Genomic DNA, 23715 nt, shown 5'->3' on the forward strand with positions numbered 1-23715 from the left:
TGTTCGGGATGATACTGCAGTATGTGACCTATCCCTTCATCGCAATTGGATTCATTGTAATTGCAATTGATTTGTTGCCTCTTATGAAAGACTGGTTGGGCAGAATACGAATAGGTCGATACGAAGATACAACTGCATGGAATCAATCCATGGTCAGCTTGGGTATGGCTTGGCTAAAGAGAATGCCCAAAATAAAAGTAACTGATAACACAAGATTAATAGTTTTAGACATGATAAAGGGAAACTACTCGAAGGCAGCGATCCAGCACTGGCAGGAAGCAGCTCTTTTACTGGGACTTTCGGAATATTTGCAGCATAATGATGATCCCGAGGTCAAAGCTGAAATTCAGCACTATTTACATAAGCATTTTGACATGGATGGGCAATGGAGGAAGAAGCCGGAACATATAGACGCTGCAATTCTTGCTTATGCTTTGATGAAATTGAACTTTATAGACAAGCACAAATACAGGCGCGGCCTGGACTATGTCTGGGATTTGCTGAAAGAACATCTGGGAGAGGACGGAACCGTTCAATACCGGAAATATATGAAAAGCTACCGTTACGTCGATACCATCGGCTTCATCTGCCCTTTTCTGATCGCCTACGGCAGGGAATTTGGCCAAGAGGAATGTATTGAACTTGCTGTCAAGCAGATTACCGAATATGAGAAACATGGTCTCTCGGAAAAGTATGATTTGCCGTGTCATGCTTATAGACTTGAGGATCTGGCACCACTCGGGATTTACGGATGGGGACGGGGGCTTGGCTGGTATGCGATTGGCCTGATTGATGCCTGGACGGAACTGCCCGGTTATCACAAGCATAAACAAACGTTAGAGCAAAGCGTAAGTAGATTTGCAAAGGCTGTAATGCGTTATCAGCAGGCTAGTGGAGCCTGGAATTGGACGGTAACGCGGCAGGAAAGCCGGCCGGATTCGTCGGCAACAGCTACTTTAGGATGGTTCCTGCTGAATGCGGTACAAATCGGGGAACTGTCGGAGGAATGCCTGAAGCACGCTGATCTCTCCATGAAATATTTAATGAAAGTGACCCGGAGAAACGGCGCGATCGACTTCTCCCAGGGAGATACCAAAGATATCGGCGTCTATTCAATGACCTTTAATATTCTGCCGTTTGCTCAGGGATTCAGTGTAAGGGGGATCAACATGTATCTAAATACTTATGTTGGAAGGAGACCTTAACATGAAAATCACAGTTTTTACTCCAACATACAACCGGGCTTACATTATTGCAGAGCTGTACAAATCCTTACAGGCGCAAACATTCACCGATTTTGAATGGCTTGTTATGGATGACGGGTCGGATGACAACACCCAGGAATTGTTTGAGGCATGGAGCGCGGAAAACAACTGTTTTCCCATCCGTTATTACAAGGTCGAGAACGGCGGGAAACATAGAGCTATAAACAGGGGAGTGGATCTGGCTAGGGGAGAACTTTTTTTTATTGTAGATTCCGATGATTATCTTACCTGCAACGCCTTGGACAGCATAGCCGGATGGGAAGGCAGCCTGGAGGATAAAAGCCGGTTTTGCGGCATTGCCGGTAACAGGGGTTCTCATGAAGAGGGTTACCTCGGAACCACCTTTAATGGTGACTATATCGATGCCACTTCGCTGGAACGGCATAAATGCCATATAACCGGAGACAAGGCCGAAGTATTCTATACGGAAATTTTGAAAAGATACAAGTTCGATGAGATTTACGGGGAGAAATTTATTACGGAAGCTACGGTGTGGGACCGAATGGCCTATGACGGCTTCAAGATCAGATGGTTTAACCAAACGATCTATATATGCGACTATCTCGAAGATGGATTAACCCATAATATGAAAAGAATTTTCTCGGAAAATCCGATAGGGACGGCCTGCTATATCAGACAGCAGATTAAACATTACGAATATGATCTGAGGGGAAGGCTTTCCAACTATAATTTGTATTACGATTTTGTGGGGGGCAAAACGGGCCTAAGGCGGGCGGCTCACTATCTGGAAATTCATCCTTTGACCTTGTTCACTGCCGTATTTTCGGTACGGCTTCGAAAGCTTATGTTTCACAGGGGAAGCCCATGAGAGTAAAAAACTCGCTAATCAACATTACCGCCGGCATCGGAAACCAGATCATTATCACACTGCTCAGCTTCATTTCCCGGACCGTATTCATTAACTCCCTGGGCATCGAGTATCTGGGCGTAAACGGCCTGTTTACCAACATCCTGATGATGCTAACACTGGCTGAAGCGGGAATCGGAACCAGCATCATGTATAGCCTTTACAAGCCTATTGCTGAGAATGACTACGAGAAAATCAATAAGCTGATGCGGTTATACCGGAACGCTTATCTGGTTATTGCATTGGTAGTAACCTTGCTGGGCCTGTCTCTGATGCCTTTTCTCGACACTATCGTTAAGGACTCCAATGTAAACAATCTGTATCTCATATACCTGATTTTCCTGCTTAACACGGTCACGCCATACCTCTTTTCCTACAAAAACTCATTTTTGAATGTAAGCCAAAAGGGATATATCATTACACTTACTTTCTCGGTTTCGTCCATATTATCCACCTGCCTCAAGATTGGCATCCTCTACTACACCGCAAATTACATCATGTTCCTGATTATTGACAGCATTATAACCATTACAACAGCAATTACGCTTACAACGATCGCCAACAAAAAGTATCCCTATCTGAAGAAAAAAGTCACTGGCTCGCTGGATGCTGAAACCAAGGGCGGAATCATTAAAAATGTTAAGGCCATCGTCATTCAAAATATCGGCAGCTATCTGGTACTGGGTACCGAGAATATCCTGATTTCGACCTTTGTCAGCGTTGCGGCCGTAGGACTTTACTCTAATTACAAGATGCTGGTGGATATCGCCAGAACGTTTATAAACCAGATCTTCAGTAACTTATACCACAGTGTAGGGAATCTTGTCTCCAGCGAAAGCGATAAAAAAATATACAGCGTTTATAAGGTCATGCTGCTTCTCTCTTTCTGGCTGTACTCTTTGCTCACCATTCTCTTATATATCCTGATCGAACCGTTTATCTCCATATGGATAGGAAATCAGTTTCTGATGTCTAACAGTGTTCTGATCATACTGATGCTTCTGTTTTTTGAGAGAGGAATGCGCAATCCGATTTCTACGGTGAAGACAACCGCGGGCATTTTTCATGAAGACCGGTTCGTACCCTTGGTCCAAGCTGCAATAGGGCTGGGTGTATCAATAGTTCTGGTTCAACGGATTGGAATTACGGGAGTATTTATCGGTTCCTTGGTCAGTGCCTTGGCCATGCCTTTCTGGACAACACCTTACCTTGTGTACAAAAAGGTATTTCATCTATCCGTGGTCGATCATTACCTCAAATATGCGTACTACATGTTAATAGGCATAGGCGCATTTGTTGCGACTTACTATACAAGCGGGTTTATCCACGCGGACAGTTTCCTTCATCTGGTTGCAAAAGGGTTGATTGCTTTCACAACTATTAATATTCTCTACGTTATTCTGTTTCACCGGAGCGAAGAGTTTGATTATCTGCTGGGCGTTGCAAGGGCGCTGCTAGGCAAGTTGACCATGAGATTCAGACCCAATTAAAACATAATGGAGGCGGGTTTAATGGCTATTTTAATTACCGGGGGAGCAGGATACATTGGCAGCCATACGGCAGTAGAACTGCTTGAGGCGGGATACGAAATCGTGATTGTCGATAATTTTTCCAACAGCCACCCTGAAGCGATTAAACGGATCGGAGAGATCACGAATAAGCCCTTTATCTTCTACGAATTGGACCTGATGGATCAGGAAAGGCTTGAAGAAGTGTTTGCCAGACATTCTATTGAGGCGGTTATTCATTTTGCCGGTCTTAAGGCTGTTGGAGAGTCTGTGCAGTTACCTCTTAAATACTATCATACCAATATATACAGCACGCTCGTCTTATGTGAGATAATGAAGAAATACGAAGTGTTCAAGCTTGTCTTTAGCTCCTCGGCAACCGTCTACGGCTGTCCTGAAACCGTCCCCATTACAGAGGATTCCTCCCTGGGCGCTTCCAATCCGTATGGCCGGACCAAACAAATGATTGAAGAAATTCTCCAGGATATGGCCCTGTCCGATCCGCAGTGGGGGATTTCAATTCTGCGCTATTTCAATCCGATCGGGGCGCATAAAAGCGGAAGAATCGGTGAGAATCCGAGCGGCATTCCGAATAACCTTATGCCTTATATATCACAGGTGGCTGTCGGGAAGCTTGAGCGATTGAACGTGTTCGGATGCGATTATCCCACAGTTGATGGTACGGGGGTCAGAGATTATATCCATGTTGTGGATCTTGCACAAGGCCATATAAAAGCCCTTGAACGAATTATGCAACGTAAGGGTGTAGATGTATATAATCTGGGTACCGGAAAAGGCCTCAGTGTGCTGGAGATGATATCCACTTTTGAGAGTGCCTCAGGGCGTAGAATTCCCTATGCTTTCGCTGAGCGAAGATCAGGTGATATAGCGGTCTGCTATGCAGATACGCTAAAGGCGAACCGGGAGCTTAATTGGAGTGCAGACAGGGGCATTATGGAAATGTGCGAGGATACATGGCGGTGGCAGTGTGCCAATCCCAATGGCTATAGTGAGATCGAATTGGAAAAGGCCAATTGACCTTTAATTACGTTCCAGCTTCCACTTGTTGAACTCCAGAAATTCTTTGAATTGTCCTTTGCTAACGCCGGATTGCATCGCTTCTCTCACAAGAGCGGTCCACTCCAGATCGATAGGGTCGTTATGATCCGTCGCTCTCTCCGTTTGGAGGAACTCTTCCACGGTAATGCCCAAGACCAGTCCCACTTTTTCAAGAAATTGAATAGACGGGTTCTGCTGAATTCCGCGTTCGATTGAACTTAAATAAGACTTGGCGACGCCAGCTCTTTCGGACAGCTCTGTAAGGGAATAATTTTTCTTCTTGCGAAGCATTTGGATCCTTTCACCGATCATGGTTTGTACCTCCATTAATATGGGACATGGGAAGAGGTGTTAAGCAACGCTTTACATTGCCTCTTCCTGATTGTTTAACAGACTGCTGAAAACTCCGCCTTTTTCGGAGGCAAGTCCTGTGAATTTCCCCTGTTGCACAACTCTCCCGCTATCTATAACCAGGATCTGGTCCGCATTCCGTATAGTCGAAAGCCTATGGGCAATAACAATGATTGTTATTGAATTTTTTAACCGGTCCAGCGCCTCCTGAATCTTTTTTTCGTTCTCCGTATCCAGCGCACTTGTAGCCTCATCCAGAACAAGAATGGAAGGCTTTCGGATCATGGCCCGGGCCAGCACCAGACGTTGACGTTCTCCTCCCGATAATCGTATTCCACGGTCACCTATCAGGGTATCGAGTCCCTGGGGCAGCTTTTGCACAAAATCGGCCGAAGAGGCAAATTCCAGCGCCTCCCACAGCTCTGCTTCATTGGCATCAGGCTTAACCATCATCAGGTTGTCCCGGATGCTTGCATTGTAAAGAAAAGGGTCCTGGGCGACATAACCGATAGAACGTCTGAACGGAAGCAAATGATCTCCTGTGATAGGTTTTCCGTCCACCAGAATTTCTCCTGATTCAGGCTGCATGAGTCCCATTAGCAGATCAATAAGAGTACTTTTCCCTGCGCCTGAACGGCCCACAACTGCGGTCATACGGTTGGCGGGAATCGACACATTGATATTTTGCAGCGAATAGACAGGCTCGTGTGAATGATAACGGAATGAGACCTCTCTGACCTCTAATCCTTTCTCCATGTGAATGGGGATGATCATATGATCCTCATGCGAACGTATGCCTTTCTCGGCGTGTTCCAGACATTCATCCTGGAGCTGCTGCAGCGCCTTAAAGGAAGGGAGCATGGAAGCGAGCTGTTCCAGTAGAGACTGCAGGGTGGTAAAGGTAGGCCATAGACGGGCAAAGATCAGGATAACAAGAAGCAAATAGGGTCCATCCATATGCAGGAATTGAAAGGACATGAATATAAAGGCGGCAATGAGCAGGCCCGAAGACATCTTGTATAGAAGCTGGGAGTTCATTCGGAGTCTTATATATTCAAGCTGTTCATCAAGCATTCCCTGTGTGACCGTCTGCAGCCAGTCCAGCCGTGAACTCTCCAGATTGTTGCTCTTGATATCCTTGATTCCGTTCAGTTGGTCCGTTATGCCGGCCAGATAAGTTTGTCCAATCAGGGAAGTACGGCTGCCCAGTTTTTTGGCGCTCCGGATAAAGCCACGGGAGAACACGGAGAGAGCAAGACCGCAGCCAAGGACAACCAGGGTCATTTGGGGAGACAGCCAGAAGGCAAAGCCGATCTGAACCAGCGTGAAGAGCAGGGAAGTGATAAACTGTAAAAAGTAGTTAATTCCGCTGATCACACGCGCAGATTCCAAAGTCATTAAATTAACCAGGTCCGAGGTTCGTTTCTTCAGGAAAAAAGGCCACTCCGCCCGAAGCAGGGCGCTGTAGACCTCAAACCTAAGCTTGCGGCTGAATCTCTGCTGAATATCTACATTCCGGATCATCACTGAACGTGAAATCAGGGTCTGGCCGAATACAATGGACAAGTAGATGCCGAGCACGATAAAAAGCACTGTAATTTGAGACAGGTCCAGCAGTTTATCAAAAACGGCGAAGTGGAAGCTGGCACCTTGCCCCCCAAGTTGAATTCCGGCCATGCCGAGCATCGGGATTAATAATAGAATCGCTGCGCTCTCCAGCAGTCCGCTGATAACCATGCCGGCCATATTGAGATACAATTGAATTCCCGAAAATGCATGCAGCTGCTTGATGTAATACATTATCGTTTTCATAAGAACACCCCGATTAGTCTGTTAAAACCTCTTTGGCAAACTTCTCCACGATGACAAAGCGGTTCATAACATCCGCTCCGGAAATATAAAAAGGGCCGCTGCGTAGCCAGGCGTGGGCGATCATTCTACCGTTCTCATCCTTGGCAGTGCCTAAATAAAGCGTGCTGTTGATGCGCCGCCTCTCCAGCATTTTCATTCCGGCTATGGCTCTTACCAGACACTTGCTATCCCAAGGCGTATACCTGCTGACTACATGAATGGCACTAGTGATATTTTTAATTGGACGGATATCGTCCTTTCGGTAATCTTCTGCAGTTTCCCGGGATTTCAGTCCCAGCGTGGGAGCTATTTTAGCAAATTTGAAGAGCATCATAATGCGTGCCCAGCCTAACATAAGAAAGGCTTCAGCGAACAAAAGAACCGTAGTTTTATCGAAGGTTAACAACAACCGGATTCTTCTAATCGCCCTCATCCTGCATTTGATAAGCGAATCAGTTCTTCATCCATAAGATGCTGCAGGAAAGTAATGATGTCCTGCTCGCAAATGTCGGCTTCGACTTCATAGGCCGTTTGAATCGTGTTGATAATCTCCTTAATGGATGAAGGAGTGCCCAGCGTATTCCAGATGTCTCCGCCAACCTCACCAAGATTGTAATATTTTCCTCTTTGAACGTTTAGCATGACCTTTTCGCCGTCCATATCGCTTACTATATTTCCTTCGCATTGAACGAGGACGTCATTGACGGATAATGTGCTCACTTTACTCATCGTTAATCTTCTCCTTCGGTAATCGTTTCTAATATGAGTGATGTTTGTGCGGGAGCGCTGAAGCCTTCCGCCGGCCGGCTTAACCGGTACATTGGAAGCTGGTTTACGAACTGGGCCAGCGTGCTGAAGTGCCATTGTCTGAGACCCATCCGGTCAATCATTCGCTTTTGGTAAGTATGATGAAATAACGTATGAAACCGTTCCATTCCCTGGATCGGCGCAATTGTTACTGAACCTTCTGATTTAACAGCGAGTTCAAATACACCTGCCAGCGGTAAAGGCTCTGTATGGAATTGATTATGCACAGGCACGGCGAATTTAGTTTCTCTTCTAATAAGAGGACGGTAATTGGATGATTGAAGCCCTAATTGCTGCAGGCTATGTTCCCATAACTTTTGCTGTGGATAGCCGGGTATGGCCAAAGGTCCGCCATCCGTTAGTTTGATCGGAATAACATCGTCACTGATCAGGCGATAGCCTTGATCCATGAGGTAGGAGGCAAGTGTTGATTTACCAGCGCCCGATTGGCCTAATAAAGCATAGGCTTTATCGTGCAGCATAATTGCGCTTCCATGAAGCGGAATAATATTTCTTTGCATCAGGAGGATGCCCATGCAGCTTCCCAGAATATAAAGCCGGATGCAGTCTTCATCGGTAGCGGCAAAGGGGGACACGATGATGGAGCTGCCGTCCCGTATGCAGAAGATGGCGACATCGGAAACTTGGAACATAACCTCGTTATCAGATACACCCAAGTCTGAACTTAGCTTCGGGATGTCCTGCCAACGCACTGACAGGTCTTCCTTGGTCACTCTTATGGCTCCGAGAATGCCAGGCCGGTCTGTATAGGGCAGTTCCGGTAAAGGAAATTCACTGTCTATCTGCAGACCGAAAGCCTTGTATGCGAGATGTTGAGTCGTATTTGTCATGAGCCTCACTCCATAGTGTCGATATTCGCCTATTCAGCGTTGTTTAAAAGATAGCCCTTATACCCTTATCAGGATAAGGTTATAAGGGCGGGGGCTCGCTCATAGCGCAATCCTAGGAGTAGTTGACTGGTTCGTCCGGGTCTGGCTGAATAGCGTCAGGCTTTGCTTTACCTGGTCCTAACATGGTCATGTTTACGTTAAGTACTTCCAAAGAAGGTTTGCTGTATTCTTTTTTCATTAATATCACCTCCTTTCAAGCCGTCTTATTGAGGCATACTTTGCATAAATCGGTAGAAGATTAATCCGCGCATGAGTACGCGAAAGTCATACCCATAAACGATTTCGGGATTTGGATTCGTCCTGATTCTGTTCAGGCATTCAGCCAGCACCGTTTTGTTCAGATAGGGAGCAGTATGCGGGTCTTTAATCATGGCCTGCAATTCATGAATGAAATCGCTCCAGGCCGGAAGCATCCGGTGAACGCCGTCAGCTCCTTGAACACCGCGGGTTTTGCGATTTACACGGACTTTGTCAGGCAACAATCCCGCCATTGCTCTCCGGAGCAGGGAGCGGTCCACGCCTTCTTGCACATATTGGCTCTCCGGTACGGATAAACAGAAGCGAATAACACGTAAATCATTCGTCGGGTCTCGGTCCCAAATCCGGTATTTCAGCGAAAGCTTGGTGCTTATCGTTCCATTAATGTTCCAGAAGTACAATTGATTGAAGTGATCCTTCCTGACGTCATAAGCGCTTAGCCCGGAGCCCCAATTCTCAATACCGGATTCCCGCAGCCGTTCATGAACATCCGTTTCCTTGGCGAACTGTGGATTGATGAGCGTTGGAAACGGTTCCTCTTCATTTGAAGCAATACAACGTGCCAAGGGAGGAAAGACCTTTTTTCCGACAATTTGGCGAACCTGCTTCCTGTTAGCGCTTGTGGTTTGATAATAGCGCCTATTCTCCCAGAAAAAGCGGATCCACCTGAATTGTTTGATAAGCCTGGCTTGATAATCCAGAGCTGGTCCCCAGGAAATTGTGAAGTTGCCTCTTTGACCACTGAGTAGAACACCGACGCCCTTGTCTTGGGCTTTCTTATAAATCCCCTTTAGCCAGAAGGAATTCTCGAAGAATTTATACGGCATTTCCAGAGTATCCAGCCAATCATCGATTTCCGTATAGGGACTCATCTCCGGGAAATTCAGGAAGCTGGGCACGATATTCCCCACATGATAAATCGTTGATTGGATATAAGGCCTTTCATCCGCGAAGCGGCGTGGTAAATTGAAATCGATGAAGTCATCCACCGGATAAGAGCTGAACGTATGTAACGGCTTGTTCAAAGGGCGAAGCGATCCAGCCGCAAAGCTGACCACGGAGCCGGAATCAAGACCGCCGCTCAGATGGGCTCCCACCTCATGGTGAGTTCTTAACCGGTCAGAGACCGCTCTTCCGAACACTTCCCGGAAGGCCTCCTCATACTCGCCATTCGATTTGAGCCGAAGCCTGGGCTGCGGATATAATCTGCAATATCTGGAGAAGCTCACACGCCCGTCTGATATTGATATCGAATGGGAGGGAGCCAACTGTTCAATTCCTTTATAAATGGTAGAGAAAGAATCGACAGCATCGGTTGAGATGGGAATAGTCAAAAATTCGGATGCCCATTGTTCATTCAGTTCCTTGTGCACTCCCGGCAGGGAAAACAAGGGGTGTATGACGGTACAAAAAGAGAACAAGTGACTGGTGCGGGTAAAATAAAGCGTCCGGCTGCCAGAGAAATCTCTTGCCCCGAATAAGGAGCGCTTCTTCTCATCCCAGATCATAAAGGCGAAATCGCCAACCAAATGCCCGGGGGCTTCATGTCCCCATTTCTCATATGCAAGCAGGATAAGCAGGCTGTCTGGCATGGAAGCACGGTCTGCCTTAATGACTCCGAGGGTATCGAAAAGCTCTGTTCGGTTATCTATGATGGCGTCTGCTGTAATGCATAGTCCGCGTTCACGATCAATAAAGGGTAGTACTTCTTGGATGGATTCCGGGGTTATCCACTGCGCATGGCAACCGAGAAAAACTTCCCTGTTATGCCAGGTATGAATACAATCGGCAGGATAGCGCTGTAATGCGCTCATCATATTGAAGCCCCACGTTGCATCAATGCTATCGTGCTGTAGATGAATTATTCCGGTAATTGCGCTCATTAAAGCCCTCCATAATTATTCAAACGGCATAGGATAGTAGTATAAGTCTTGTTCTTCCTAAAGAAAGTTATCACAATTTTATGTTCTTAATAAAGAACATAATTATAAATATAAGGTACACTCCTTTCAAATCCTTGTCAACAAAAATAAAGCCCGCTTATCCTTTTTGGATAGGCGGGCTGTTGGTTTCCATATGAACTATGGCTCATTCCTCCGACAATAGTGTCTGGAGTGCTATTTATTAGTACCATGCTGCTTAGTGGGCAGCTTTTCATTTGGGGTACCCTTACCCTGATGCTGTTTGTTTTTTTCGGCTTTCTTCTGGGTATCATGCAATTTCTCTACAAACTCATGGGTATTATCCATTTTTTATCCTCCTCAGGTATATAGTCTAGTTGTTACTTTAACCATTTCTCCGCAAAATCATGTGTGTTATCCTATACCGGATGTATAACCCCATCCCTTCAGGAAAGTAGGCTCATTATGAGAATCAATAAATATATAAGTGAAACAGGCTTCTGCTCCAGGAGGGAAACAGACCGTTTAATTGAAGCTGGAAGAATTACGGTCAATGGTGTTGTCTGCATCCCAGGGACGGATGTAGCGCCTGATGATGTTGTTCTTATTGATGGCCGCGTCATTGGAAGCAAAGGAGAAGACGTGTATATCGCCTTAAATAAACCAAAGGGCGTTGTTTGTACGGCGGCAAGGCATGTTGCAGGCAACATCATTGATTTTATGAACTACCCTTCCCGTATTTTCGCTATTGGAAGATTGGACAAAGACTCGGAGGGGCTGATTTTATTAACCAATAATGGGGATATCGTAAATAAAATGATGCGTTCGGAAAACGGCCATGAGAAGGAGTATTGGGTAACAGTAGACAAACCGGTGACGCAAGAATTCATTCAAAAAATGTCCAGTGGCGTAGATATTCTTGGAGTGACAACAAAACCGTGCAAAGTTCTCCGTCTAAATGATTATGAGTTCCGGATTATCCTGACCCAAGGGCTAAATCTCCAAATACGCAGAATGTGCAAGGCTCTGGGGTATAGAGTGATGAGGCTTGAGCGTATTCGAATAATGAATATTTCAATTAGCGGCTTAGAAAAAGGAGAATGGCGGGATCTCACCAGTGAAGAATTGCAGATACTCCTCACCCGGTTAAATCAATAGTAATTATAGAAGAAAAGTATTGACGATGTGCGATATTAGCAATACGATGATTAAAGTAAACTGTTAGTATACAAAACAACATGACAGTGCAATTTTTTCGTAGAGGAGGGCGAATGGGGTGGGAATTAATGAACGTAAGGCGAAGGAAAAGGAAATCCGCAGAAATGACATCCTTGAAGCAGCCGAAAGAGTATTTTTCAGGGACGGGTATGCGGTCTCTACTATGGATAATGTGGCAAAGGAAGCCGAGTTCAGCAAAAGGACTGTGTATGTTTATTTCAATAGCAAGGAGCAAATCTATTTTGAAATCATGGTGCGGGGCTACAAATTATTAATTGGAATGCTGGAGGCTGAACTTAAAAACGAGAACCAGCAGCATGCGTTAGACAAAATCAAACAAATCGGCACAATCATTTATAGATTTAGTAAGGATTATCCTGAATATTTTACGGCTATAGTGGAGTACGAAAATGGTGAAATGGATTTTAAAAACGGGATTCCCGATAAAGCCCGCGAAGAGTGCTATGCCCTGGGAGAGGAGTTATCGCTGTTCTTATCAAGCGCGTTGAATGAGGGAATTGAAGAAGGCGTTATTCGTCGTGAGCTGGATGTGGTAAATACAACACTTATTCTGTGGGCATGTATCATTGGCGTATTCACTACAACTAAGAAAAAAGCTGAATATATAAAAAACTACCATGATAGGAACCCGGATCAATTAGTATTTGAAGCGTTTGAGCTTTTAATTAAATCCATCAAAAGGGAGAAAGAGGGGATATAACAATGAAGAAGGGGATAAAAAAGACCATGTTGCTGACGCTCTCCGGCCTTGCAGTGTTGTTAATTGTGGTTCTGGTTGCTTTATTTAGCTCAAGCGGAATAATGAGAACCTCCGAATATCTGGAACCCTGGCAGAGAACGTATTCGCAGCAATTTGAGGATCCCAGGATACGTCTGGCAGCCCATGGGTTATTGGCCGCGAATGGCCACAATATGCAGCCATGGAAGATCAGGCTTGATCCGAAAGAAACCATGGTCTTCTTTTTATATGCCGATAGCGATCGCTTATCCAAGCAGGTAGACCCTTTTGCCAGACAAACGATGATTTCTCAAGGCACTTTTCTGGAATACGTTCAGGTGGCCGGAGTAGAACTGGGGTATAAGACCGCAATAGAACTATTCCCGGACGGTAATTATGATGAACAAAATCTGACGGAGAGTATGGATTCAAAGCCGGTGGCAAAAGTAACTTTAATTAGTGCTGAGCCTGTAAAAAGTCCGCTTTATAGTTCTATGTATTTGCCGGACACAAACAGGGCAGCATACCAGAAGACCCCACTCACTGCGGAACAGTTAAATCAATTGGAAAGCATTAATACCGACAAAGATATTACAATGAAGATATATCAGGATAAAAAGAATATGGAGAAGTTAGGGAATTACGCAATACAAGGAGCAATAATTGAATCGGGTGTTCATCGGATCAACGAAGAATCGGCTGCCATCTTTCGTGCCAATGAATATCAAAAAAATAAATACCGTTCCGGTTTTTCTCTTGAAGGGCAAGGTACCTCCGGGGTAATGAAACACATCATGCAGGGACTGATTACAATCTTTCCTTCAATTAACAGCGAGAAGACCTCGGCGGATATATTTGTGAAATCCACTCAAACAGCCATAGACCATACACCTGCATATGCCATGATTATTACGAAGGATAATAGCCGGATAGAGCAGGTTAAGAGTGGAATGCTTTACAGCAGACTGGTTTTGACTGCTCACCAATTAGGATTTGTAATTCAGCCGCCAAGCCAAGTGCTGGAAGAATATCCGGAGATGAAAGAACAATACACAATGATACATAGGGAATATGCCGACGGAGGCAGCACCATTCAGATGTTTTTTCGATTAGGTAAACCTACCAGGGAATTCCCGCAAAGCATGAGACGGGATGTTATGGATTTAATTGATGCATCAGAGGGAGCCGAGAAGTAGAAGATAAGAAGCCGAAAGTTATTTTTAAAAAAAGCTTGCAATAGATATTCACACATGGTATATTCTTATTCCGGCCAAGAAATGTTGATGCCGAGCTCGAAAAGAAATTATAAAAAAGAGCTTGCATTACACGGTTGGATATGATATATTATAAGAGTTGCTGGTGAGGCGTTAATGACCGACAACGAGAACTTGATCTTTGAAAACTGAACAACGAGTGAGTGGGATTTTACGAAAGTGAAATCCAAAAAAATGAGAATGTAAATTCTCGTCAGATGTTTCAAAATGAGCTATCGCTCTTTTCAATATCTTTTCGGATGTTTATTTTCTCGGAGTGATTCGGGGGAGTAGGCGCTCGGAAAAAACTAATTGGAGAGTTTGATCCTGGCTCAGGACGAACGCTGGCGGCATGCCTAATACATGCAAGTCGAGCGGAGCAAAAGCTTTCCTTCGGGAAAGCCGATGTTTAGCGGCGGACGGGTGAGTAACACGTAGGCAACCTGCCCCTTAGCCTGGGATAACTACCGGAAACGGTAGCTAATACCGGATAATTTCTTTGTTCTCCTGAAGAGAGAATGAAAGACGGAGCAATCTGTCACTGAGGGATGGGCCTGCGGCGCATTAGCTAGTTGGTGAGGTAACGGCTCACCAAGGCGACGATGCGTAGCCGACCTGAGAGGGTGAACGGCCACACTGGGACTGAGACACGGCCCAGACTCCTACGGGAGGCAGCAGTAGGGAATCTTCCGCAATGGGCGAAAGCCTGACGGAGCAATGCCGCGTGAGTGATGAAGGTTTTCGGATCGTAAAGCTCTGTTGCCAGGGAAGAACGTCTCATAGAGTAACTGCTATGAGAGTGACGGTACCTGAGAAGAAAGCCCCGGCTAACTACGTGCCAGCAGCCGCGGTAATACGTAGGGGGCAAGCGTTGTCCGGAATTATTGGGCGTAAAGCGCGCGCAGGCGGCTATTTAAGTCTGGTGTTTAAACCTTGGGCTCAACCTGAGGTCGCACTGGAAACTGGGTGGCTTGAGTACAGAAGAGGAAAGTGGAATTCCACGTGTAGCGGTGAAATGCGTAGATATGTGGAGGAACACCAGTGGCGAAGGCGACTTTCTGGGCTGTAACTGACGCTGAGGCGCGAAAGCGTGGGGAGCAAACAGGATTAGATACCCTGGTAGTCCACGCCGTAAACGATGAGTGCTAGGTGTTAGGGGTTTCGATACCCTTGGTGCCGAAGTTAACACAGTAAGCACTCCGCCTGGGGAGTACGGTCGCAAGACTGAAACTCAAAGGAATTGACGGGGACCCGCACAAGCAGTGGAGTATGTGGTTTAATTCGAAGCAACGCGAAGAACCTTACCAGGTCTTGACATCTGGGTGAAAACACTAGAGATAGTGTCCCTCTTCGGAGCACCCAAGACAGGTGGTGCATGGTTGTCGTCAGCTCGTGTCGTGAGATGTTGGGTTAAGTCCCGCAACGAGCGCAACCCTTAACTTTAGTTGCCAGCAGGTAAGGCTGGGCACTCTAGAGTGACTGCCGGTGACAAACCGGAGGAAGGTGGGGATGACGTCAAATCATCATGCCCCTTATGACCTGGGCTACACACGTACTACAATGGCCGGTACAACGGGAAGCGAAACCGCGAGGTGGAGCCAATCCCAGCAAAGCCGGTCTCAGTTCGGATTGCAGGCTGCAACTCGCCTGCATGAAGTCGGAATTGCTAGTAATCGCGGATCAGCATGCCGCGGTGAATACGTTCCCGGGTCTTGTACACACCGCCCGTCACACCACGAGAGTTTACAACACCCGAAGTCGGTGGGGTAACCCGCAAGGGAGCCAGCCGCCGAAGGTGGGGTAGATGATTGGGGTGAAGTCGTAACAAGGTAGCCGTATCGGAAGGTGCGGCTGGATCACCTCCTTTCTATGGAGAATCGTCACCTGCGATGGTGACATTCAAATCTGGAAGCGTAAGCTTCTATAAGAACCTTTAGGTTCGAACACTCACTCGTTGTTCAGTTTTGAGAGTTTAAGCTCTCAAATGCAAGAAACTTGATCCTTGAAAACTGGATACCGAAACGAATTTGCGTTTTAGAACATCTTTTAGCACACTTGTGCAAACAAGTGAAAGTTATTAGTTGATACGATTGCTTCTTAATGGAGTGTCGAAGATTGACTTTCTTCTTCGGAAGAGAATCAATGTCCGATATTTTTCCTACGGAAAAAATCGAGGTTAAGCTAATAAGAGCACACGGAGGATGCCTAGGCGCCAGGAGCCGACGAAGGACGTGGCGAACAACGAAACTGCCTCGGGGAGCTGTAAGCAAGCTTTGATCCGGGGGTGTCCGAATGGGGAAACCCAGCTGTGGTAATTCGCAGTTACTCATCTCTGAACACATAGGAGATGTAGAGGCAGACCAGGGGAACTGAAACATCTAAGTACCCTGAGGAAGAGAAAACAATAGTGATTCCGTCAGTAGCGGCGAGCGAACGCGGAACAGCCTAAACTTGGGCGATTTATCGCCTGGGGGTTGTGGGACGTCTCACATGGAGTTACAAAGGAATTTGGTAGGCGAAGAGGTCTGGAAAGGCCCGCGATAGAGGTAATAGCCCTGTATCCTAAACCATGTTCTCTCCGAGACGGATCCCGAGTAGTGCGGGGCACGTGAAACCCCGTATGAATCCAGCAGGACCATCTGCTAAGGCTAAATACTACCTGGCGACCGATAGTGAAACAGTACCGTGAGGGAAAGGTGAAAAGCACCCCGGAAGGGGAGTGAAATAGAACCTGAAACCGTGTGCTTACAAAAAGTCAGAGTCCGATCTATGGATGATGGCGTGCCTTTTGTAGAATGAACCGGCGAGTTACGTTTAACATGCAAGGTTAAGGTGAGAAGCCGGAGCCGCAGCGAAAGCGAGTCTGAATAGGGCGATATAGTATGTGGACGTAGACCCGAAACCGTGTGATCTACCCCTGTCCAGGGTGAAGGTGCGGTAACACGCACTGGAGGCCCGAACCCACGCATGTTGAAAAATGCGGGGATGAGGTGGGGGTAGCGGAGAAATTCCAATCGAACTCGGAGATAGCTGGTTCTCCCCGAAATAGCTTTAGGGCTAGCCTCGGCACAAGAGTAATGGAGGTAGAGCACTGATTGGTTGCGGGGCCCGCAAGGGTTACCAAGATCAGTCAAACTCCGAATGCCATCTACTTATTGCCGGGAGTCAGACAGTGAGTGCTAAGATCCATTGTCAAAAGGGAAACAGCCCAGACCATCAGCTAAGGTCCCCAAGTGTGTGTTAAGTGGGAAAGGATGTGGAGTTGCACAGACAACCAGGATGTTGGCTTAGAAGCAGCCACCATTGAAAGAGTGCGTAATAGCTCACTGGTCGAGTGACTCTGCGCCGAAAATGTAACGGGGCTAAACACACCACCGAAGCTATGGCTTGATACGTATGTATCAGGGGTAGGGGAGCGTTGTGTATACGTTGAAGGTGTACCGTAAGGAGCGCTGGAGAGTACACAAGTGAGAATGCCGGTATGAGTAACGAAAAGATCAGTGAGAATCTGATCCGCCGAAAGCCCAAGGTTTCCTGAGGAAGGCTCGTCCGCTCAGGGTAAGTCGGGACCTAAGGCGAGGCCGAAAGGCGTAGTCGAAGGACAACAGTTTGAAATTACTGTACCACCGTAATCCGCTATGAGCGATGGGGTGACGCAGGAGGGTAGTGACGCGGACTGATGGATGTCCGTCTAAGCAGTGAGGTTGATGTGCAGGCAAATCCGCACATCGATAAGGCTGGGCTGTGATGGGGAGCGAAAATTACAGTAGCGAAGGTCATGATCTCACACTGCCAAGAAAAGCCTCTAGCCAGGAGAAGGTGCCCGTACCGCAAACCGACACAGGTAGGCGAGAAGAGAATTCTAAGGCGCGCGGAAGAACTCTCGTTAAGGAACTCGGCAAAATGACCCCGTAACTTCGGGAGAAGGGGTGCCCCGGTAGTGTGAATAGCACGAGGGGGCCGCAGTGAAAAGGCCCAAGCGACTGTTTAGCAAAAACACAGGTCTGTGCGAAGCCGCAAGGCGAAGTATACGGGCTGACGCCTGCCCGGTGCTGGAAGGTTAAGGGGAGCGGTTAGGAGCAATCCGAAGCTGTGAACCGAAGCCCCAGTAAACGGCGGCCGTAACTATAACGGTCCTAAGGTAGCGAAATTCCTTGTCAGGTAAATTCTGACCCGCACGAATGGCGTAACGACTTGGGCGCTGTCTCAACGAGAGATCCGGTGAAATTTTAATACCTGTGAAGATGCAGGTTACCCGCGACAAGACGGAAAGACCCCATGGAGCTTTACTGCAGCTTGATATTGAATTTGGGTACGATCTGTACAGGATAGGTGGGAGCCAGGGAAGCAGGAGCGCAAGCTTCTGCAGAGGCGACGTTGGGATACCACCCTGATCGTATCTAGGTTCTAACCTGGTACCCTAATCGGGTACGGGGACCGTGTCAGGCGGGCAGTTTGACTGGGGCGGTCGCCTCCTAAAGAGTAACGGAGGCGTTCCAAGGTTCCCTCAGAATGGTTGGAAATCATTCGAAGAGTGCAAAGGCATAAGGGAGCTTGACTGCGAGACCTACAAGTCGAGCAGGGACGAAAGTCGGACTTAGTGATCCGGTGGTACCGCATGGAAGGGCCATCGCTCAACGGATAAAAGCTACCCTGGGGATAACAGGCTTATCTCCCCCAAGAGTCCACATCGACGGGGAGGTTTGGCACCTCGATGTCGGCTCATCGCATCCTGGGGCTGAAGTAGGTCCCAAGGGTTGGGCTGTTCGCCCATTAAAGCGGTACGCGAGCTGGGTTCAGAACGTCGTGAGACAGTTCGGTCCCTATCTGTCGTGGGCGCAGGAAATTTGAGAGGAGCTGTCCTTAGTACGAGAGGACCGGGATGGACGTACCGCTGGTGCATCAGTTGTTCCGCCAGGAGCATGGCTGAGTAGCTACGTACGGACGGGATAAGCGCTGAAAGCATCTAAGCGTGAAGCCCCCCTCAAGATGAGATTTCCCAATACGTAAGACCCCTTGAAGACGACGAGGTAGATAGGTTGGAGGTGGAAGTGCAGCAATGCATGGAGCTGACCAATACTAATCGGTCGAGGGCTTATCCAATATCTATCACGCAGATTCGTTTCGGATTCAGTTTTCAGGCGACTCAAGCCTGAACATTTACGCTGTAAATGCCGTTTGGTGGCGATAGCGGAGGGGTTCCACGCGTACCCATCCCGAACACGACCGTTAAGACCTCCAGCGCCGATGGTACTTGGACCGAAGGGTCCTGGGAGAGTAGGACGTTGCCAAGCGGATCACCACAGTAACTGTGGTATTTTTTTTGCTCATAACATTTACATACGATAGTAGGGCCCTTAGCTCAGCTGGTTAGAGCGCACCCCTGATAAGGGTGAGGTCGGTGGTTCGAGTCCACTAGGGCCCACCATATTCCCTGATAGCTCAGTTGGTAGAGCACTCGACTGTTAATCGAGTTGTCACAGGTTCGAGTCCTGTTCGGGGAGCCATTATGGAGAGGTGTCCGAGTTTGGCCGAAGGAGCACGATTGGAAATCGTGTAGGCGCCACAAGCGTCTCGAGGGTTCGAATCCCTCTCTCTCCGTTGCAGTTACTTCCCGTAAGGGATGAGAACCCTCAGTGGTTCGTTGGAGCATGAGCTTCATAAAGATAACAGTTTGGCCCGTTGGTCAAGGGGTTAAGACACCTCCCTTTCACGGAGGTAACATGGGTTCGAATCCCATACGGGTCATATCATGGAGGCTTAGCTCAGCTGGGAGAGCATCTGCCTTACAAGCAGAGGGTCGGGGGTTCGATCCCCTCAGCCTCCACCATAAAAAATCCCCAAAAAGTGAAGCAAATGCTTCGCAGCGGGTTCCGAGTACTTTTCGGGGGCCCCACAGGGATAATAATACTTTTTCTGACGCGGGGTGGAGCAGCCCGGTAGCTCGTCGGGCTCATAACCCGAAGGCCGCAGGTTCAAATCCTGCCCCCGCAACCAATTTATCCTTATGTAATATTTTCTTTGGATAATGTGGTATAGTGGATTTAACACATTTGCTTGTCATCAAAGGATCAGGGCTTAAGCCCATCGGTATCCGGCATACTTATTACTGACGCGGGGTGGAGCAGCCCGGTAGCTCGTCGGGCTCATAACCCGAAGGCCGCAGGTTCAAATCCTGCCCCCGCAACCAATTTACACTTATGCATTATGTCTTTGGAACCGTGGTGTAGTTGGCCTAACATGCCTGCCTGTCACGCAGGAGATCGCGGGTTCGAATCCCGTCGGTTCCGCCATCTATTTATCTTCAGGGATGAGAATCCAAAAGTTGGGTTCGTTGAAGCATGAGCTTCGGTAGGGAGACTTCGCAATCTCGTAACGAAGTGAAGAGTATCCCGTCGGTTCCGCCATTTAGTTAATTATTGTTGGGGATTAGCCAAGCGGTAAGGCAACGGACTTTGACTCCGTCATGCATAGGTTCAAATCCTATATCCCCAGCCATTTCACCCCGAAAAGTGAAGTTTAGCAATGAGAGCCATTAGCTCAGTTGGTAGAGCACCTGACTTTTAATCAGGGTGTCGAAGGTTCGAGTCCTTCATGGCTCACTTTTATTTATTAGTAACATGCGCGTGTGGCGGAATGGCAGACGCACCAGACTTAGGATCTGGCGTTTCACGACGTGGGGGTTCAAGTCCCTTCACGCGCACCATATTTTGCGGACGTGGCTCAGCGGTAGAGCATCGCCTTGCCAAGGCGAGGGTCGCGGGTTCGATTCCCGTCGTCCGCTCCATATCAATTTTGCGCCCTTAGCTCAGCTGGATAGAGCGTTTGACTACGAATCAAAAGGTCGGGAGTTCGAATCTCTCAGGGCGCGCCATTTATATTTTCAACAACTTTATACTGTCGGGACGTAGCTCAGCTTGGTAGAGCACCTGGTTTGGGACCAGGGGGTCGCATGTTCAAATCGTGTCGTCCCGATTTTACATATTTGCGGGTGTAGTTCAATGGTAGAACTTTAGCCTTCCAAGCTAATAGCGTGGGTTCGATTCCCATCACCCGCTTACCTTAACTTAGACAGAGAGCTGCGAATTATCGCGGCTCCTTTTCATTAGTGAGAGAAATCCGTGATGAACAGTACACTTGCTGGTGGAGGCAGGTGTTTTTTTGTGTAGAGCTTATCTTTGCGATAAAATGGAATTCAACCTCTGACTGTCAATTACAGTAGAAAGGAGATCCATATGCACGAATTCGAAGCCAAGTTAGTAAAACCGGACATAAGCGGAAGCTGGACGTACCTGACCGTGCCTTTTGATGTTGAGAAATCATTCGGCTCAAGAGCTCGGGTTCAAGTTAAAGGGACGGTTAATGGCATCCCCTATAAAGGAACGCTTATGCCGCACGGGGATGGGAAGCATTATATGGTAGTGAACAAAGCACTTAGAGATCTGGCCCGAGCCACTAATGGAGATAAGGTTAAGGTTACGATGGAACAGGATCACGAGAAGCGCGAAGTGGAGGCTTCCGATGATTTCCTCGCTGTATTGAATACGAATGAGAAGGCTGAAGCGAACTACAACAACATGGCTTATTCCCATAAAAAAGCATATGTCGATTGGATTGAAGGATCTAAGAGACCGGAAACAAGACAAAGCCGCATCCAAAAATCAGTTGAAAAGCTGGCTGACGGAATAAAGCTGAAATAATGATATCTCTGAATAAAAAAAGCAGTTTTAACATGCTCAATGTTTAGACTGCTTTTTTGTGTTCAAAATAGGTACTATCTCTACGTCAGGATTATTTTTTCTCAGGCTGGTAGGTAAGTATAATGACTCCCGATGGGGTCGTCTTGGTTTCAACAAGTGCAAGAGCGGCCTTATCGCCTTCTCTGAAGAGACGTTTACCGCTCCCCAGCACAACAGGATGGAGGATGAGGTTGTATTCATCGATGAGGCCGTGCTGCATTAGCGTGTGTACAAGCTCGCCGCTGCCGTAAATCAAAGGTTACCACCGGGCTGCTGCTTCAGTCTGGATACTTCTTCGGCGATGTTGTCTTTAATCAAATTGGCATTCCACTGGGCTCTATTCGTGTTTATTTAATCACAACCGTAAATGCTTATGGGGTCAAAAAAAGCCTCAGACCCGAGGTCTGAGGCTTCAACAAGTCACATAGTACTTCTGTTGTCTTAAACGCCCTGCGGCAAAGGCAGACCCAACCCTGCGGCGATGCGCTGGCCGAATTCCGGATCGGCTTTGTAGAAATGCCCGATTTGGCGGATTTTGATTTCGTCCCGCTCGACTGGAGCCATGGCACCAACGATATTTTGCACGAGACGGGTACGTTCCTCTTCGCTCAGCAGCCGGTATAAATCTCCGGGCTGTGTGTAATGATCATTATGGTCATAGGCAACACTCTCCGCGAGGCCGGATACCTCGAAAGGAACAGGTTTATGTTGCGGAGACTCTTTCGGACCGCCGTAGCTGTTAGGCTCGTAGTAGACAGAACTGCCTCCATTGGTACCGCTGGTCATGGCACCGTCACGCTGATAGTTGTTCACGTCCGCTTTCGGACGGTTAATCGGCAGATTGTTATGATTGGCACCCACACGGTAGCGGTGTGCATCGGAGTAGGCAAACAAGCGGCCCTGCAGCATTTTATCCGGAGAAGCCTCAATTCCGGGCACGAACGAACCGGGGGAGAAGGTAGCCTGCTCAACCTCGGCAAAATAGTTCTCAGGATTACGGTCGAGCACCATGCGTCCAACTTCAATCAACGGATAATCATTCTGTGACCACACCTTTGTAACATCGAATGGGTCGAAACGGTAGGTGTTCGCGTCCTCGATCGGCATAATTTGCACATGCAATCTCCAAGCCGGGAAGTCTCCTTTGTCAATCGCGTTGAACAAATCCTCTGTATGATAATCCGGGTTCTCACCGGCTATTTTGGCTGCAAGATTCACGTCCATATTCTGAACGCCCTGTTCCGTTTTGAAATGATATTTCACCCAGACAGCGGCACCCTCCGCATTTACCCATTTGAACGTGTGGCTTCCGAAGCCGTGCATATGTCGGAGTGTAGCCGGAATTCCGCGATCCGACATCAGAATGCTTACCTGGTGCAGAGATTCAGGAGATAATGACCAGAAATCCCACACGGCATTGGGGTTTTTCAGGTGTGTCTGCGGATGGCGTTTCTGTGTATGGATAAAGTCAGGAAATTTAATGGCATCACGGATGAAAAAGACAGGTGTGTTATTCCCGACTAGATCATAATTTCCTTCTTCTGTGTAGAACTTTACGGCAAAGCCGCACGGGTCACGCACCGTATCGGCAGAACCCAGCTCACCGGCAACGGTGGAGAAACGGATGAACATCGGCGTACGTTTGCCTACTTCGGATAAAAAGCTTGCTTTTGTATATTGGGACAAATCATTGGTAACCTCAAAATATCCATGGGCTCCGGCACCTTTGGCATGTACGACACGCTCCGGCACACGCTCCCTGTTAAAGTGCGCTAATTTCTCAAGAAGGTGGACATCTTGAATTAAAGTCGGGCCCCGGGAACCGGCTGTCATCGAGTTTTGGTTGTCGCCTACAGGAGCGCCCCAGCTAGTTGTAAGATTGTTAGAATTGGAACTCTTATCAATTCCCGGAAAATATGCAATCCTTTTTTATAATAATTTTAAATAAGCGATATTTAGGTATAAAAAATCCCATCCGAAGGGGCGG

Annotated in this window: 17 protein-coding genes, 15 tRNA genes, 3 rRNA genes and 1 pseudogene; 26 read left to right on the forward strand and 10 right to left on the reverse strand. The window is 47.5% G+C overall.

The genetic code is table 11. The annotated features are described in order from the left end of the window. The first annotated feature begins 8 nt into the window (after nt 1-8). The 4 genes from PaeBR_RS03705 to galE are packed head-to-tail and all read left to right on the forward strand — an operon-like array spanning nt 9 to nt 4679. Complete coding sequence (locus PaeBR_RS03705) at nt 9-1205, forward strand: glycoside hydrolase family 88 protein (protein ID WP_410515066.1); 1197 nt, start codon at nt 9-11, stop codon at nt 1203-1205. Between the two features lies 1 nt (nt 1206). Then, nucleotides 1207-2094 carry a glycosyltransferase family 2 protein gene (locus PaeBR_RS03710; RefSeq protein ID WP_410513562.1) on the forward strand — a complete coding sequence of 296 codons (888 nt, stop codon included), beginning with the start codon at nt 1207-1209 and terminating at the stop codon, nt 2092-2094. Beyond that, nucleotides 2091-3623: a lipopolysaccharide biosynthesis protein gene (locus tag PaeBR_RS03715; protein WP_410513563.1), complete on the forward strand. Its 1533-nt coding sequence runs from the start codon at nt 2091-2093 to the stop codon at nt 3621-3623. Before PaeBR_RS03710 ends, PaeBR_RS03715 begins: the two co-directional genes overlap by 4 nt. A gap of 21 nt (nt 3624-3644) precedes the next feature. After that, nucleotides 3645-4679, forward strand: coding sequence for a UDP-glucose 4-epimerase GalE (galE, locus tag PaeBR_RS03720; RefSeq protein WP_410513564.1), 1035 nt, complete (start codon nt 3645-3647; stop codon nt 4677-4679). A gap of 3 nt (nt 4680-4682) precedes the next feature. On the opposite strand, the gene PaeBR_RS03725 is transcribed toward galE, so the two are convergent. The 8 genes from PaeBR_RS03725 to PaeBR_RS03760 form a co-directional block, all read right to left on the reverse strand. Further along, on the reverse strand, nt 4683-5012 hold the full coding sequence (locus PaeBR_RS03725; protein WP_410513565.1) for a helix-turn-helix domain-containing protein: 330 nt from the start codon (nt 5010-5012) through the stop codon (nt 4683-4685). A 51-nt stretch (nt 5013-5063) separates the two neighbouring features. Then, nucleotides 5064-6863 (reverse strand): ABC transporter ATP-binding protein, encoded by a 1800-nt coding sequence (locus tag PaeBR_RS03730; RefSeq protein ID WP_410513566.1) that lies wholly within the window; start codon nt 6861-6863, stop codon nt 5064-5066. A gap of 13 nt (nt 6864-6876) precedes the next feature. After that, nucleotides 6877-7335 (reverse strand): lasso peptide biosynthesis B2 protein, encoded by a 459-nt coding sequence (locus PaeBR_RS03735; protein ID WP_410513567.1) that lies wholly within the window; start codon nt 7333-7335, stop codon nt 6877-6879. Further along, nucleotides 7332-7631, reverse strand: a complete 300-nt coding sequence (locus PaeBR_RS03740) for a lasso peptide biosynthesis PqqD family chaperone (protein ID WP_410513568.1) — start codon at nt 7629-7631, stop codon at nt 7332-7334. The genes PaeBR_RS03735 and PaeBR_RS03740 overlap by 4 nt, the downstream gene beginning before the upstream one ends. Before the next feature lie 2 nt (nt 7632-7633). Then, complete coding sequence (locus PaeBR_RS03745) at nt 7634-8560, reverse strand: aldolase (RefSeq protein WP_410513569.1); 927 nt, start codon at nt 8558-8560, stop codon at nt 7634-7636. Nucleotides 8561-8672: 112 nt separating this feature from the next. Beyond that, nucleotides 8673-8798 (reverse strand): paeninodin family lasso peptide, encoded by a 126-nt coding sequence (locus PaeBR_RS03750; protein ID WP_410513570.1) that lies wholly within the window; start codon nt 8796-8798, stop codon nt 8673-8675. Between the two features lie 25 nt (nt 8799-8823). Beyond that, the gene (locus PaeBR_RS03755) at nt 8824-10761 is read right to left on the reverse strand and encodes an asparagine synthase-related protein (protein WP_410513571.1); all 1938 of its coding nucleotides are present in this window, start codon (nt 10759-10761) and stop codon (nt 8824-8826) included. A gap of 234 nt (nt 10762-10995) precedes the next feature. Beyond that, on the reverse strand, nt 10996-11127 hold the full coding sequence (locus tag PaeBR_RS03760; RefSeq protein WP_410513572.1) for a DUF4023 domain-containing protein: 132 nt from the start codon (nt 11125-11127) through the stop codon (nt 10996-10998). A 117-nt stretch (nt 11128-11244) separates the two neighbouring features. On the opposite strand from PaeBR_RS03760, the gene PaeBR_RS03765 reads away from it, so the two are divergent. The 22 genes from PaeBR_RS03765 to PaeBR_RS03870 all read left to right on the forward strand — a co-directional run bounded on the left by PaeBR_RS03765 (nt 11245) and on the right by PaeBR_RS03870 (nt 21689). Further along, entirely contained in the window at nt 11245-11937 is a 693-nt protein-coding gene (locus PaeBR_RS03765) for a pseudouridine synthase (RefSeq protein ID WP_410513573.1), read from the forward strand. A gap of 118 nt (nt 11938-12055) precedes the next feature. Continuing rightward, the gene (locus tag PaeBR_RS03770; protein ID WP_410513574.1) at nt 12056-12718 is read left to right on the forward strand and encodes a TetR/AcrR family transcriptional regulator; all 663 of its coding nucleotides are present in this window, start codon (nt 12056-12058) and stop codon (nt 12716-12718) included. A 2-nt stretch (nt 12719-12720) separates the two neighbouring features. Next, the gene (locus PaeBR_RS03775; RefSeq protein ID WP_410513575.1) at nt 12721-13932 is read left to right on the forward strand and encodes an Acg family FMN-binding oxidoreductase; all 1212 of its coding nucleotides are present in this window, start codon (nt 12721-12723) and stop codon (nt 13930-13932) included. A gap of 366 nt (nt 13933-14298) precedes the next feature. Further along, nucleotides 14299-15856, forward strand: a 16S ribosomal RNA gene (locus tag PaeBR_RS03780). A gap of 307 nt (nt 15857-16163) precedes the next feature. Continuing rightward, nucleotides 16164-19092, forward strand: a 23S ribosomal RNA gene (locus PaeBR_RS03785). Between the two features lie 74 nt (nt 19093-19166). Further along, nucleotides 19167-19283, forward strand: a 5S ribosomal RNA gene (rrf, locus tag PaeBR_RS03790). Together the 16S, 23S and 5S rRNA genes with 15 tRNA genes alongside form the textbook arrangement of a ribosomal RNA operon. 57 nt (nt 19284-19340) lie before the next feature. Beyond that, nucleotides 19341-19417: transfer RNA gene (locus tag PaeBR_RS03795), tRNA-Ile, on the forward strand. Between the two features lie 3 nt (nt 19418-19420). Beyond that, nucleotides 19421-19496 (forward strand) — tRNA-Asn (locus tag PaeBR_RS03800). Nucleotides 19497-19500: 4 nt separating this feature from the next. Then, nucleotides 19501-19590: transfer RNA gene (locus tag PaeBR_RS03805), tRNA-Ser, on the forward strand. 75 nt (nt 19591-19665) lie between these two features. Further along, nucleotides 19666-19737: transfer RNA gene (locus PaeBR_RS03810), tRNA-Glu, on the forward strand. A gap of 6 nt (nt 19738-19743) precedes the next feature. Next, nucleotides 19744-19819, forward strand: a tRNA-Val gene (locus PaeBR_RS03815). Nucleotides 19820-19909: 90 nt separating this feature from the next. After that, a tRNA-Met gene (locus PaeBR_RS03820) sits at nt 19910-19986 on the forward strand. Between the two features lie 116 nt (nt 19987-20102). Next, nucleotides 20103-20179 (forward strand) — tRNA-Met (locus PaeBR_RS03825). A 25-nt stretch (nt 20180-20204) separates the two neighbouring features. Next, a tRNA-Asp gene (locus tag PaeBR_RS03830) sits at nt 20205-20282 on the forward strand. Between the two features lie 130 nt (nt 20283-20412). After that, nucleotides 20413-20487: transfer RNA gene (locus PaeBR_RS03835), tRNA-Gln, on the forward strand. A 31-nt stretch (nt 20488-20518) separates the two neighbouring features. Next, nucleotides 20519-20591, forward strand: a tRNA-Lys gene (locus PaeBR_RS03840). A 20-nt stretch (nt 20592-20611) separates the two neighbouring features. Continuing rightward, nucleotides 20612-20695: transfer RNA gene (locus PaeBR_RS03845), tRNA-Leu, on the forward strand. Between the two features lie 6 nt (nt 20696-20701). Then, nucleotides 20702-20776 (forward strand) — tRNA-Gly (locus PaeBR_RS03850). A 10-nt stretch (nt 20777-20786) separates the two neighbouring features. Then, nucleotides 20787-20863, forward strand: a tRNA-Arg gene (locus PaeBR_RS03855). A gap of 27 nt (nt 20864-20890) precedes the next feature. Continuing rightward, a tRNA-Pro gene (locus PaeBR_RS03860) sits at nt 20891-20964 on the forward strand. Between the two features lie 12 nt (nt 20965-20976). Continuing rightward, nucleotides 20977-21047, forward strand: a tRNA-Gly gene (locus PaeBR_RS03865). A gap of 177 nt (nt 21048-21224) precedes the next feature. Then, the gene (locus tag PaeBR_RS03870) at nt 21225-21689 is read left to right on the forward strand and encodes a DUF1905 domain-containing protein (RefSeq protein WP_410513576.1); all 465 of its coding nucleotides are present in this window, start codon (nt 21225-21227) and stop codon (nt 21687-21689) included. A 91-nt stretch (nt 21690-21780) separates the two neighbouring features. On the opposite strand, the pseudogene PaeBR_RS03875 reads toward PaeBR_RS03870, so the two are convergent. Continuing rightward, nucleotides 21781-22067, reverse strand: a pseudogene (locus PaeBR_RS03875) (dihydrofolate reductase family protein); the annotation flags it as partial. A gap of 102 nt (nt 22068-22169) precedes the next feature. Further along, entirely contained in the window at nt 22170-23633 is a 1464-nt protein-coding gene (gene katA, locus PaeBR_RS03880; RefSeq protein ID WP_410515067.1) for a catalase KatA, read from the reverse strand. Between the last annotated feature and the right edge of the window lie 82 nt (nt 23634-23715).

This window comes from Paenibacillus sp. BR2-3 (assembly GCF_046529485.1).
GTDB lineage: Bacteria > Bacillota > Bacilli > Paenibacillales > Paenibacillaceae > Paenibacillus_AQ.

What these genes read in the sequence shown, in the direction of transcription:
- PaeBR_RS03705 (WP_410515066.1), top strand. Translation starts at nt 9, where the DNA reads ATGATACTGCAGTATGTGACCTATCCCTTCATCGCAATTGGATTCATT.
- PaeBR_RS03710 (WP_410513562.1), top strand. Translation starts at nt 1,207, where the DNA reads ATGAAAATCACAGTTTTTACTCCAACATACAACCGGGCTTACATTATT.
- PaeBR_RS03715 (WP_410513563.1), top strand. Translation starts at nt 2,091, where the DNA reads ATGAGAGTAAAAAACTCGCTAATCAACATTACCGCCGGCATCGGAAAC.
- galE (WP_410513564.1), top strand. Translation starts at nt 3,645, where the DNA reads ATGGCTATTTTAATTACCGGGGGAGCAGGATACATTGGCAGCCATACG.
- PaeBR_RS03725 (WP_410513565.1), bottom strand. Translation starts at nt 5,012, where the DNA reads ATGATCGGTGAAAGGATCCAAATGCTTCGCAAGAAGAAAAATTATTCC.
- PaeBR_RS03730 (WP_410513566.1), bottom strand. Translation starts at nt 6,863, where the DNA reads ATGAAAACGATAATGTATTACATCAAGCAGCTGCATGCATTTTCGGGA.
- PaeBR_RS03735 (WP_410513567.1), bottom strand. Translation starts at nt 7,335, where the DNA reads ATGAGGGCGATTAGAAGAATCCGGTTGTTGTTAACCTTCGATAAAACT.
- PaeBR_RS03740 (WP_410513568.1), bottom strand. Translation starts at nt 7,631, where the DNA reads ATGAGTAAAGTGAGCACATTATCCGTCAATGACGTCCTCGTTCAATGC.
- PaeBR_RS03745 (WP_410513569.1), bottom strand. Translation starts at nt 8,560, where the DNA reads ATGACAAATACGACTCAACATCTCGCATACAAGGCTTTCGGTCTGCAG.
- PaeBR_RS03750 (WP_410513570.1), bottom strand. Translation starts at nt 8,798, where the DNA reads ATGAAAAAAGAATACAGCAAACCTTCTTTGGAAGTACTTAACGTAAAC.
- PaeBR_RS03755 (WP_410513571.1), bottom strand. Translation starts at nt 10,761, where the DNA reads ATGAGCGCAATTACCGGAATAATTCATCTACAGCACGATAGCATTGAT.
- PaeBR_RS03760 (WP_410513572.1), bottom strand. Translation starts at nt 11,127, where the DNA reads ATGGATAATACCCATGAGTTTGTAGAGAAATTGCATGATACCCAGAAG.
- PaeBR_RS03765 (WP_410513573.1), top strand. Translation starts at nt 11,245, where the DNA reads ATGAGAATCAATAAATATATAAGTGAAACAGGCTTCTGCTCCAGGAGG.
- PaeBR_RS03775 (WP_410513575.1), top strand. Translation starts at nt 12,721, where the DNA reads ATGAAGAAGGGGATAAAAAAGACCATGTTGCTGACGCTCTCCGGCCTT.
- PaeBR_RS03870 (WP_410513576.1), top strand. Translation starts at nt 21,225, where the DNA reads ATGCACGAATTCGAAGCCAAGTTAGTAAAACCGGACATAAGCGGAAGC.